Below are 11,628 nucleotides of genomic sequence, written 5' to 3' on the forward strand. Positions count from 1 at the left end.
TGGAAACCCGCACCCGACGCGCCAGCCGGGACCCGGTCACGCCCCGCTACCGGAAACCGCAACAAGACCCGCAAACGGGTCACCAAGACCCCTGACGCGCCACTACTCGCGGATTTGGGTCAGACCTGCGCGGAGCTGTCAGACCTGGGGGAGGCTATGGGTTCCTGTGGGTCTGACAGGTCCGGGGCAGGCCGCCGCCGCCGCCGCCGGTCGTGCTCGACCCGCCGCCCACGGCGCCGCAGCCGTGAGCACGAGAATCACCCCGGCGAGCGACGTCCTCCGGTGGCGCGACGACGTCGGGCAGGTAGCGTCGACCCCCGGTCCGCCAGGCGTGCCGACGCGATGACATGGGGAGTGACGTGCCTGAGGACGCGCTGATGACGGTCACCGAGAGCGACGGCGACGGGTCGCCGGTGGACGTGACCGAGATCGTCGTCGGCCGTGCCGCCGAGTCGCTCGTGGTCCGGCTCGCGGGGGAGATCGACGCGGGCATGCGGGAGGCCGCGAGTGACGCCATGGTGGCGGTGGTCGCCGAGAGCCTCCCGATCGTGATCGACACGTCCCGCGTCACCTTCATCGACTCGTCGGGCCTCGCGTTCCTCATGCAGCTGCACCGCGTCGCGAAAGACGGCGGCAGGTCGGTGACGCTGCAGGACCCGTCGAGGGTCGTGGTCGACCTGCTTGTGACTTCGTCTGCTGAATGGCGGGGTTCTTCGGTCGCTTCGTGGCGGGGTCAGGTGACACCGATGACCAGGGTGCTCTGTGCGGCTTCGATGACGTCGTTGGTGATGGTGTCGAGTTCGTTGATCTTCAGGACCCGCTGGATCTGGGGGAAGAGGCGTTCGAGGAGCCGGAAGTTGCCGCGGGTGATCCGTGCGATGGCTGCGATGGCTTGGGCGTCGGTGAAGTCGTCGGGGTCGAGGGTCTTGCCGAGGGATCGCCAGTGTCGCTCGAGGACGAACAGCAGTTCGTCTTGTCCCAGGGGCCGGTACTGGTGGGCGAAGCCGACTCGGCTGTAGAACTGGGGGTAGTGGCTGAACTGCTTCTCCAGGCCGGGCATGCCGATCAGGATCAGGGCGATGTCGTCGCGGTCGTAGCGATCGCGCAGCAGTTCCAGAGCGGCGGGACGCAGTCGTTCGGCCTCGTCGACGATGATCAGCTCCACGTAGTTCCTGCCGTGTCGCCATCCCCAGGCCTCGGGAGTGGCCGTGCCGGGAGGTACGAGGTGCTGCTCGATGCACATGTTGGTGCGGGTGATGGCTTGGGTCAGCTCGTCCTTCAGGGTCCGCGGGGTGGTCAGCACGCTGGGGGTGTAGAGCACGGTGCGGCTCCGGTTCAAGGCGGCGTAGATCTTGGCGTCGTTGTCGGAGCGCGGCCCCCAGTAGGTCAGCAGGTCATGAGCCTTCTCGTCGTGTGCGTAGCGGCGCGCGGAGAGTGTCTTTCCTACGCCGGCTGATCCGAAGCACAAACCGATGGTGTGCCCGCGGCGCACGGCGTCGGCGAACTCGGTGAAGCGGCGGTGCTCCTTGGTGACGATGAAGCGCTGGCTCACCTGAGGTCCTCCTTGTAGATCTTCAACGCCGACCTCGGCGCCGGAGCCGGTGCTTCGGTGATCCGTGGCGTCTCGGTAGGTGCGGCCACGAGGGCGATGCGTTCGTTGATGCCGGCTCGCAGCGCCCGGCGGCGGGCGTTGCGCGCGGCCTGGATCTCCTTGAGGCTGACCTTCTGGTCGTGGTGCTCTTGGTTGACGGCCTTGCAGACGAATTCGTCGTGATCGAAGACGCGGATCTCGGTGATGTCGCGGGGGTCGTAGCGGATCACGACCGAGCGTCCGACGTAGCCGGCCAGAGTTGGCGAGACGTAGCGCAGGCCCTGGAAGCGGATGCCATCGCGGCGCACGACGCGGGTCTTGGCGACGGTCAACAGCAGTCTGTCGAGGTCTTCCAGGCTCTCGGGCATTCGGGGCAGCCAGCCATCGGCGATCCACGCGCTGCGCGGGGAGGTTCCGAGCTCGCTGTGCGTGCGGTCGTTGTAGGTGGCCACGAACGCCTCCAGGGCGCTATCGAGGGCGGCCAGGGACAGTTTCGGTGTCGGCCAGGGGTGCCCTTCGGTGATGTGTCCGGGCAGGGTGGCGAGTAGCTCGGTGTTGATGGTGCCGAAGAACCGCTCGATCTTGCCCCGTCCCTGGGGTCGGGCGACGGTGGAGTGGATCAGTCGGATGTGGAGGTCGACGGCGGTGTGGGCGAGCTGGTCACTGGTGAAGTCGCTGCCGTGGTCGACGTAGAGCACGTCGGGCAGGCCGCACATCGGCCAGGCCGGGTCGGTCTTGTGCCAGATCGCTTGGCGCAGCGCCAGGGCGGTGTTCATCGCCGACGGTGCGCCCAGGAAGACTGTGTAGCCGCAGACCGCCCGGGAGCAGTCGTCGAGGATCGTTGTCAGCCATGGCCGTGCGGGCTTGCCGTCGGTGCCCACCACCAGGATGTCGAGCATGGTGTGATCGGATTGCCACATCGCGTTGGGCAGCTCTGCTTGCCGGCGTAGCACCAGCTCGTGCTTGTCGCGGTAGGACGCTGCGCCCTCCAGGGCGAGGGTGACCATGCCGGGATCCAGGGTCCGCACGATGTCCCACACCACCGAGTAGGAGGGGACCGGCCATCTCCGGGCGGCGCAGATGCCGGTGACTTTGCGGTGGATGGTGGCGATGGCCGGCCGCGGCTTGCTCAGTGCCAGGCCCTCGATCAGGTGGACGAGGTCGGGCGGAAGGCGGCGGGAGCCGGTGTCCGCTCGCGAGGCTGTCTCCAGTCCGGCGTAGCCGTCGGCGCGGTAGCGGGCGTGCCAGCGCTCCAGGGTCCGCAGCCCAACATCGGTCTCGCGAGCTAAGCGCGCGAGGGGCACCTGGTCCTCGACGTGGAGCCTGAGGATTCGCCACCGCGCTCGAGCGTCCACGACGCACCTACTGCAAGGCGTTCTCGCGCCCGCGCTCGGCGCGCTGAAGGGCGCGGTAGACCGTCGAGCGGCCCACGCTGAACAGCTCGGCCAGCTCGCCCACAGTGTGCTCGTCGGCGGCATGTAGCTGGACGAGGTGAGCTTCTTGCCGGGGGGTGAGCTTCGGTGACTTCCCGCGCAGCCGGCCCTTGGCCTTGGCGACCTTCATCCCCTCGCGGGTGCGGGCACGGATGAGGTCGGCTTCGAATTCGGCGACCATCGCCAGCACGTTGAACAACAGTTTCCCCATCGGGTCGGTCGGGTCGTACACCGATCCGGCGATGCTCAGCTTCACTTCCCGCGCCGCGAGGTCGTCGGCGATCTGGTGGGCATCACGGACCGAACGCGCCAGCCGATCGAGCTTGGTGACCACGAATGTATCGCCGTCCCGACACGCTGCCAGCGCCTGCTGCAGGCCCTCACGGTCGGCGTTGCGGCCCGTGAGCCCGTGATCGACGTAGATGCGCTTGGGATCGACGCCGAACGCCGCGAGTCCGTCACGCTGCGCGGTCAGGTCCTGCTCGTCGGTGGAGACTCGGGCATAGCCGACCTTCAAGGGGGACATGCTCCCCAGTGTGTCATATAGCCTCCCTTCACCGGACAGTTCACCGGACGGGTCTTACGGGACAGCCCGCCAGGCGTGCCGTCGTTCCTCTCGATAAGTAGCGGTGGTGTCCGGTGAGGGTTCCCCTTACGGGCATGCGATCTGGGCTGACGCCTGTGAACGAGTGTTCAGTGCGCGCTGTATAGTTCAGTTCATGCTGACTATTGCTTCGCGTCTCGACGTGATGAACCGCCTGGGTCGTGCACTGGCCGACCCCACTCGATCCCGGATCATCTTGACCCTGCTCGACCATCCCGCTTACCCGGCGGAACTGGCCCGAGATCTGGACCTGACACGCCCGAACGTGTCCAACCACCTGGCATGCCTGCGCGATTGCGGGATCGTCGTCTCCGAGCCCGAGGGTCGTCGGACACGATATGAGATCGCCGATTCGCACCTGGCGCAGGCGCTGACGGCACTGGTCGATGCCACCCTGGCAGTGGACGAAGACGCCCCGTGCATCGATCCCGCCTGCTCGCTTCCCGGATGCGACGCAGCTGGGGAGGGCGCATGATCCTCACCTCGGTCTTGCAGGCGATGGGCCTGTTCGCAGCGACCAACATCGACGACATCATCGTGCTCTCCCTCTTCTTCGCGCGAGGGGCAGGCCAGCGCGGCACTACCGCCCGCATTCTGGCCGGCCAGTACCTCGGATTCGCCGGCATCCTCGGTGCCGCGGTCCTGGTGACCATCGGTGCCGGAGCATTCCTGCCCTCGGCAGCCATCCCGTACTTCGGTCTCATCCCTCTGGGCCTCGGCCTCTGGGCCGCATGGCAGGCCTGGCGCGGAGACGATGACGACGATGACGACGAGGCCAAGGTTGCCGGCAAGAAGGTCGGCGTGTGGACAGTCGCAGGCGTCACCCTTGCCAACGGCGGCGACAACATCGGCGTCTACACCCCTGTCTTCCTCAGCGTGGAACCTCTCGCAGTAGTCGCCTACTGCATCGTCTTCCTCGCGCTCGTCGCGGTCCTGGTGGCCCTGGCAAAGTTCGTCGCCACCCGCCCCCCGATCGCCGAAGTGCTCGAACGCTGGGAGCACATCCTCTTCCCCATCGTTCTCATCGGCCTCGGCATCGTGATCCTCGTCAGCGGCGGAGCCTTCGGACTCTGACGTAGCGGCAGCGATCCAAACGGCCCCGACCGGGCGCACCCCTCTCGGTTCAGACCGCGACACCTACCTGCAGCCAGTCCTGTGTGATCGCGGCAACAAGACCGCCACGGAGCGCTGCAAAAACCCCGCCACCAAGCGAACGAAGCCACAGTCCTGGCCGATCCCGTCGCCCACCGCGGCGCCGGCTACGTCCTGACCGGTCCACGCGCGGTCGACTTCGCCGAGGTGGCCGCGATCCTCAGCGAACAGCTCGGACGGACGATCACCTACGAGCCAGCACCTGCCCTGTCCTACCTGCGTCACGTCCGCCGCCAGGGGTTGCCCTGGGCGCAGGCACTGGTCCAGACGGTTCTTCACACCGGTCTGCGACGGGGTCAGGCCCAGACCGTCGACCCCACCGCCGCCAGGCTCCTCGGACGCCCCCCACGCACACTCGACCAGTACGTCCACGATCACCGGCACACGTGGCTTCCGTCCCCGGCCGCGACGGCATGAACGACTTCGCTGGGCGGCCCGCACCGGTGCGCACCGACCCTCGGGTGGTGCGTTCTCGCGCGGCGGTGATCGCCGCGACGTTGGACCTGGTGCGCGAGAACGGCATCGCCGCGACCACCATCGAAGCGGTGGCCGAGCGTTCCGGGGTCGCCAAGACGACCATCTACCGGCAGTGGGACGCCCAGCCGGCGCTCGTCCTGGACGCGATCGCGAGCACCCTGCGCGAACCGGCCGACCCTGACACCGGGACCCTGCGCCAGGACCTGGTGGTGCTCCTGGCCGGCCTGGCCGCGGCGCTGCACCGGAGCCCGGCCGCAGCGCTCATGCCCGCACTCATCGAGGCTGCTGAACGCGACCCCGCGTTCGCCGCCCTGCACCGCCATGAGGCCACGCACCGCCACCGCGTGGTGCGCGACGTCATCACCCGCGGCATCGACCGCCGCGAGCTGCCCCAGGACACCGATCCCGACGAGGTGCTCGACCTGCTGACCGGGCCGGTCTTCTACCGCCGATGGGTCTCCACCGGCGCGGTCGACCAGCACTTCACCACCAGGATCGTGGACGTCGTACTCGCCGGCTACGAAAGCCGGCGGCGGACCCGCAACTAGGGCGGACGCGGACGTTGGAGCGCTGGTCACCGTCGTAGTGTCCTGATGTGGACAACCTTGACCGGGTCGTGGAGGCACTCTGCAAAGGGATCCAGGGCCTCACCCCCAGCGCCCCGTCGGTCAACTTCAGCCGTACGGACCACAACTGCGCCACGGTCACCGCGGAGTACGACCATCAGGTGTTCGAGATCAGGATCGATGCCGGTCGCCGCGCCCCACGCGCGCCTCTACCGATCGACGATGTCCTCCTCGGCACGCTCGACGACGTCGAGGTCCATCTCACCTCCGTCGTCGTCGGCCCGGACGTGACCGTCACCCTCGAGGGACAAGGCCCCGAGGCCGGCCGCACCGTCCACACCGACCGCAAGGCACGCGCGGCCTGGGAAGAATCGATGCAGCACATTCCGTCCCGACCGCCGCCGTGGCCGGCCGAGCGACTCATGGAGCTCAGCCTGGAGCTCACCGACAACCTCGGCACCCGGTACGCCTTCTACTCAGGGAACGCCGGCGGGCGCGGACAGGAGTGGCGGTACACGGCAGGCTTCCGGCCAGCGCCACCGCAAGAAGCCACGACACTCACCGTCCGCGCCGTGCTCGACGAGGGCCCCGCAGCCGTCGAACTCGATCTGATCTGACGAACCCTCGGGAGTAGGCCGGCCCGGGACGCAAGACGTGTGCTCGATCCGCTGCCCGGCGTGTTGCACCACCTCTAGACCCCCGCACGGATGTGCCGCGAAAGCCGCGACCGGGCCTGTCGCAACAGGGCAACCACCCCGACTGGGAGACGTTGCGCATGGGTGTACCCCAACGCAACGCCACCGGCCGGCGGACGCCGCCGATCGCGTCGACGAGCGAGCCGCTGGGTTACCGCTCAGCCGATGACCGTAACCTCAGGCCTATGAATCGATTGCTCGTCGCTGCTGCCGCCGCGGCGGCCCTCCTGCTGGTCGGTGGATGCTCTGCGGCCACCCCTGAGCCGGTGCGGTCTGAAACCACCGAGGCGTCGGCGGTGGACGCGACGCTGGAGGTCGACCTGGCGATGAGCGCCGTCATCAATGAGGACGGCTCGGTGTCGGTAACTGCTGAGTCCAATCTGCCGGACGGCACCCAGCTGGGCTCGTCCGTGTTCCAAGAGGGCGGATTCATGGCCCAGGACTCCCAGACCCTGCGGGACGGCACGGTCTCGTTCGGGCCGTTCAGTGACAAGGGCGACCCGATCCCCTCCGGCACTTACGACGTCAGCGTGACCATGCCCATCGCGCGCAACCAGCCTGGCGAAGTGAAGGCAGTCATCGGCGACGCCGGCGAGAACCTGACGGGCCCGCTGGTCAGCGAGGAGAGCATCACGGGGGATGCCGTGGTGAGCGTCAGCGATCAGCTCGTCGTGCCCTGACCGCCGAATCGGCGTAACTGCGCCGCCACCGTGTGCGACCTCGTACGGTGACCGGAGCCGACCCCGCATCTCGACAGGAGCTCACCGATGAAGTTGATGAGAGGCCATGACGCCGCCGCAATTCGCGCATGGGCACAGGCAAAGGGCAAGCCCGTCGGCTCAGTGGCGCGGTTTTCACAGGGCAATGTGGCCGCGCGGCAACCCGTCGGCGCCCGGACGGAAGTCGGCTCCGCGCTGATCGGTCGCGCGCAGACGCGCCGACAATTCGCCCGCTCGCGTTTTCACTGCTCCCGGCGAGTCCTGCGATTGACAGCGGCTTGGGCGACGACGGACGCCCCGGAGAGCGCCACGCGGCCGGCGGTGAGTCCGGCACGGCGCAGCCTGTCGGCCACGAGCGCCACGATGTACTCGTTCTGTAGGTGCGCCGAGATGGCGCCGCGGCTTACCGCTGCAAGTCACATCGAAGGGCTGCACTGGGTACCGGCCGCATCGGGGTATCGGGCGGGGTTTCGGGCACCGCTGCCATGCGGCCGCGGCGGCGTCGGCGCGACGTCGTCGACGGGTGCCCCGGAAACGATGGCACGGGGCGCGCCTCGCCGGACGCCCGCTGGTTGTACTGAGATGCGAGAGGTCCAGCACGAAGGACCGGCCAGCTCAGGGCACGCAAGAAGACCTCCGCGTCTTCCGAGGTCTGGCGGGCTGTCCGGCCCCAAGCCGGCACCCACCACCCCGGCAGGGCAGAGGTCTTCTCGGGGTTGACCGCCAAGCCAAGCGGCCCATATGTCGCCGCGGGACACGCTCGGACGTGACTGACAACCCTGGGCTGAGGGCCCGCGTTGTCCGACCCCTTGTCGGCGCGCGCGCTTCAACTTGGGCTGAACACTACCATGAAGACGCCCGGAGCGCGCTAGTGCCAAAGTTACCCTACCTTGCAGCAGGGGTAGAGTGCAACACTAGTACCGGACGGACGGCAAGTTTCGGGGGGGTTACCCTTACGCTTGTACCTGATGCATCGCCGCCGTCAGACCCGGTACTATATAGATATCCATGTATCGCCGCGAATCCCCGTGAGCCGGAGCGCCCCCATGATGACCCACTCGTCGACCCAACTCGGTGCGCCGAACGCGCTGGAGCCGGACGCCGACGCGACTGAAGCCGTGGACGCAGCAGCCGCTCATCGGACTCCAAGCCCAGGTGCGCTCGAGGTGGCCCACCTCATCAAGGACCGCCTAGGCCGGCGGGCCGCTGCCCCTGTTCGGGTGTCATTTGTCGGCGCCCATGACGACGATCGCGACGACGACACAGACCCTCCACTGGCCAGGTTGCTTCGCGGTGGCCGTGGGGGCGAGGTGCGGCTCAAGCTCGAGCTGAGCTTCCTGTGGTTCGCCGCCGCGGCGCCCCACGACGTCAGCCTGCCGGCCCGCGTGTGGGCCGTCCTCCTTGGGCTCGAAGATCCTGAAGGGCGCGGTACACGTCGAGTGCGGCAGGCCATCGATGCGCTCGAGAGCAACTACCTCATTCGAGTCGCACGCCACCCCGGGATGCCGCCGCGGATCTGGCTACTCGACGAAGGCGCGCAAGGTGTGCCGTACACGCTGCCCGGGTCTGCCTTCAACGCTGCTCGCAACACCCCAGACGCCTGGCGTCACCGGTACATCCAGCTCCCCGACACGCTCTGGACGAACGGATGGATCGCCACCCTGTCTGGGGCCGCGATCGCCATGCTCCTGGTCCTCTACGCCGAGCGCGGGACAGACAAGAGCGGCAAGGAGCTCTGGTTCAGCCCAAAGCGCGCTGACCAGCTCTATGGCCTCAGCGAAGACACGCGCAGCAAAGGACTGCGCGAGCTGCGAGCGGCCGGGCTCGTCAGCGCCCGGCGTCGCTCTGCCACACGCAACGCTCTGGACACTCGCCGAGTCCGGAACACTTACAAGCTCGTCGATGCCGGCTTTGACGAGCTCGCGAGCGTCCCGGTAAAACCCGAGCCGCTGCCACCGACCTCAGCAGAGGACGCGCTCCTGCTCGACTCGATCATCAAGATGATGGACGACAAGAAGCGCGCCCAGGCAGAGAAGAGCCTCGACGGCCCGTCCCCAGCCTGAGCCAGCCCGCGACCGGCGTCACCCTTCGCTGATCGGGCGTGTCCCGAGGGGGACTTGAACACCCCCTCCGGACGCCTGGCTCCTTGTTCCTATATGTGCCGGGCTCTTCGGGTGCGTTGTGAAACGCTGAGCAGGTGAGCGCCGCTCCTGGCCGTCGAGGTCGCACAGTGTGGGCGGATAAGGACCACGAGCACTGGTTCTTCAACGGCCGGCAGCGAGGGTCTGACGGCGCGGGTGACATGGTCGCGATCGTCGACGACCTCGGAGCTTGCTACGCGGCGGACCTCCGCCGCGTCATGCGCGCGACGGAGGCCGCGGACATGGGCGGCGAGCAGTTGCTCCTGTGCGACGTGGAGGAGCAGTACTTCGACGAGCTCCAGCCCGTCGCACCAGTCTCCTTCCAACTTCGCGACGGCGCCCTCTTGCTCCGAGTCCAGAACTACGTCGAGGGCGACGAGTCGCGTGCGCTCGAGCAGGCGATCGCTCGGGTCGTGCAGCCGTACCTGAACCGGCACCGCATGTGGATCGAGAGCCTCTCTGTGGACGACGTCGGGCCGGGCGCGCTGTGGGACCTTGCCGTGGGGTTTCACGCTCAGGGGCGGGTGCTGGCTGATCTCTATGGCAGTGGCACAGACCTTGTCGAACTCGTCGGCGCGATGGTCACTGGTGATCTGACGCGCTCCACCATCTGCGACCTAGTGCGCGGAGGTCACGCACAGCTGCTCATCGGACAGCCCGAGGGGCACTGGCTGGAGGCCAAGAGTCAGCACTACGACCTCCGCACCGAAGGAGGGCAGATCTCGCTCGCCCAGGCGGTCACTCGGTTCTGCAACGCGGAGCAGTGCGGCGTGGTCGTGGTGGGGTTGAAGACCAGACGAGTGCCCGGCGGGGAGACGATCCATGCCCTCAGCCCCATGCCTGCCGATCCCCTCGCGCTCCGGCGCTACCAGCAGGCCCTCGATCGCCGCGTGTTCCCCCCGCCCGACAACTTGAGCGTAGAAGTGGTCCCCACTGTCGGGGGGACGCTCATCCTGATCGACATCCCGCCCCAGCCCGAGGAGCTCAAGCCGTTCCTCGTCCACGGCGCCATCGTCGGCGGGCGGGCCGAAGGCGCCTTCATCAGCATCGTCCGGCGGCGTGGTGAGGCGTCCATCCCCATCACCGCGCCGATGATCCACTCATCTCTGGCTGCAGGACGGGCGCTACTACGCCGCGGGGTGCTCCCGCCCGAATCGGGCCAGTCGGAGCCCACTCCGTAGGAGCACTTCGGAGGGGCCTGGCGACTGCAGGACCGGGCGCTTCCCTCGGCCGGGCCTCCTACGGGACGTCTGGGATCCGCAGGCTAGGTCCCCACCCAGTTCTGCGTCGCGACCACCCAAGCGGCGCTCTTATGCACCTTGAGGTGGAACTTGTCGTTGCGGTCTGCGCCTCGTTCTTGGCCGGCGCGGACCGGTTGGGCGCCCTGCCGTTCTCGGCTGATCCAGCCGCCGACGATGCCGGCGTTCAGCGCGGGGACGTCCTGGATCCACAGGGCCCGCAAGGTCATGGGGTCGAACGCCTGCTTGCGGCGGCGGCGGCGGCCGGAGTTCGAGGTGTAGCCCACGCTGGTGCGGCCCTCGCGGGTGTAGGTACGGTGCCAGTCGTCGAAGTGCCCGGTCTCGTCGAAGGTCGCCGCACCGTCCAGGACGAGGAACCCGAGCCCCTGCTCAGTCAGGCAGGTGGTGATCGCGGTGGAGTCGTTGAGGATCGCGGGGCTGCTCGCGGTGCTGGTGCGTCTGCCGGACGGGATGGACACCTCCAAGACGGTGTGGGCCTTGGCGTCCCACACGCGCGCGCTCGAGGCGTAGTCGAACGGGGTCGCCCCGTAGGTGCGCCGGGGCCCGCCGACCGGCGGCGTCGGGTAGGCGACGTTGAGCAGGGCGCCGACCTGCTCCTCGAAGTGGAACCCGGGCCACTCCATCTGCCGCCAGTTCCGCGACCCGCCGGCGCGCATCTGCTCCACGGTGTCGCGGCCGTCCCAGTGGTCGGCCAGCCCGTCCCGGAGCACCCGCAGCAGCGCTGAGCCCTCGTCCTGCGGGGTGGCCCACCCGGACGAGGCGACGCTGAGGTGGCGCTCGGCCCCTGCGAGCAGCAGGTTCAGCCCTTCCAGGGTGACGCTCTGCCCGGTGGAGCCTGCGGTGCTCAGCCAGGGGACCGAGAACTGTCGACGACGCGTGAAAACTGACCCCTGTGCGACGGATGAAATTTGACCCCCTCCTGAACCCTTGGAGGGTGATCGCGATGGAGGACTGGGCAGAGATCCGTAGGTTGCACCGGGCGGAGGGGGTT

The 11,628-nt window shown here is 68.2% G+C and carries 11 protein-coding genes and 1 pseudogene; 8 read left to right on the plus strand and 4 right to left on the minus strand.

Annotated features, from left to right (window positions below; translation table 11 throughout):
* Nucleotides 1-377: 377 nt before the first annotated feature.
* Nucleotides 378-674, plus strand: a pseudogene (locus tag HIR71_RS17645) (STAS domain-containing protein); the annotation flags it as partial.
* Between the two features lie 59 nt (nucleotides 675-733).
* Here HIR71_RS17645 and HIR71_RS15735 read toward each other — a convergent pair.
* Genes HIR71_RS15735 through HIR71_RS15745 form a run of 3 tightly spaced genes read right to left on the minus strand, consistent with a single transcriptional unit; the run spans nucleotide 734 to nucleotide 3,550 of the window.
* Complete coding sequence (locus tag HIR71_RS15735) at nucleotides 734-1,552, minus strand: AAA family ATPase (protein ID WP_169326021.1); 819 nt, start codon at nucleotides 1,550-1,552, stop codon at nucleotides 734-736.
* Nucleotides 1,549-2,946, minus strand: coding sequence for a Mu transposase C-terminal domain-containing protein (locus HIR71_RS15740; protein WP_082937603.1), 1,398 nt, complete (start codon nucleotides 2,944-2,946; stop codon nucleotides 1,549-1,551). The genes HIR71_RS15735 and HIR71_RS15740 overlap by 4 nt, the downstream gene beginning before the upstream one ends.
* A gap of 7 nt (nucleotides 2,947-2,953) precedes the next feature.
* On the minus strand, nucleotides 2,954-3,550 hold the full coding sequence (locus HIR71_RS15745; protein ID WP_064441666.1) for a recombinase family protein: 597 nt from the start codon (nucleotides 3,548-3,550) through the stop codon (nucleotides 2,954-2,956).
* 193 nt (nucleotides 3,551-3,743) lie between these two features.
* Here HIR71_RS15745 and cmtR point away from each other — a divergent pair, with 193 nt between their 5' ends.
* The 7 genes from cmtR (at nucleotide 3,744) to HIR71_RS15780 (ending at nucleotide 10,559) form a co-directional block, all read left to right on the plus strand.
* Nucleotides 3,744-4,103, plus strand: a complete 360-nt coding sequence (gene cmtR, locus HIR71_RS15750) for a Cd(II)/Pb(II)-sensing metalloregulatory transcriptional regulator CmtR (protein WP_006590980.1) — start codon at nucleotides 3,744-3,746, stop codon at nucleotides 4,101-4,103.
* Nucleotides 4,100-4,702 carry a cadmium resistance transporter gene (locus HIR71_RS15755; protein WP_016997609.1) on the plus strand — a complete coding sequence of 201 codons (603 nt, stop codon included), beginning with the start codon at nucleotides 4,100-4,102 and terminating at the stop codon, nucleotides 4,700-4,702. Before cmtR ends, HIR71_RS15755 begins: the two co-directional genes overlap by 4 nt.
* Nucleotides 4,703-5,244: 542 nt before the next feature.
* Nucleotides 5,245-5,805 (plus strand): TetR/AcrR family transcriptional regulator, encoded by a 561-nt coding sequence (locus HIR71_RS15760; protein ID WP_311836328.1) that lies wholly within the window; start codon nucleotides 5,245-5,247, stop codon nucleotides 5,803-5,805.
* A gap of 47 nt (nucleotides 5,806-5,852) precedes the next feature.
* Entirely contained in the window at nucleotides 5,853-6,440 is a 588-nt protein-coding gene (locus tag HIR71_RS15765) for a hypothetical protein (RefSeq protein WP_169326022.1), read from the plus strand.
* A gap of 263 nt (nucleotides 6,441-6,703) precedes the next feature.
* Complete coding sequence (locus HIR71_RS15770; RefSeq protein ID WP_169326023.1) at nucleotides 6,704-7,198, plus strand: hypothetical protein; 495 nt, start codon at nucleotides 6,704-6,706, stop codon at nucleotides 7,196-7,198.
* Between the two features lie 1,085 nt (nucleotides 7,199-8,283).
* A complete protein-coding gene (locus tag HIR71_RS15775; RefSeq protein WP_169326024.1) occupies nucleotides 8,284-9,300 on the plus strand; it encodes a hypothetical protein in 1,017 nt (338 codons plus the stop codon).
* Between the two features lie 167 nt (nucleotides 9,301-9,467).
* Nucleotides 9,468-10,559, plus strand: a complete 1,092-nt coding sequence (locus tag HIR71_RS15780; protein WP_169326025.1) for a hypothetical protein — start codon at nucleotides 9,468-9,470, stop codon at nucleotides 10,557-10,559.
* An 83-nt stretch (nucleotides 10,560-10,642) separates the two neighbouring features.
* Here HIR71_RS15780 and HIR71_RS15785 read toward each other — a convergent pair whose 3' ends face one another.
* Nucleotides 10,643-11,347, minus strand: a complete 705-nt coding sequence (locus HIR71_RS15785) for a hypothetical protein (protein ID WP_169326026.1) — start codon at nucleotides 11,345-11,347, stop codon at nucleotides 10,643-10,645.
* Nucleotides 11,348-11,628: the final 281 nt, after the last annotated feature.

The organism is Cellulomonas fimi (assembly GCF_012952065.1).
Lineage (GTDB): Bacteria > Actinomycetota > Actinomycetes > Actinomycetales > Cellulomonadaceae > Pengzhenrongella > Pengzhenrongella fimi_A.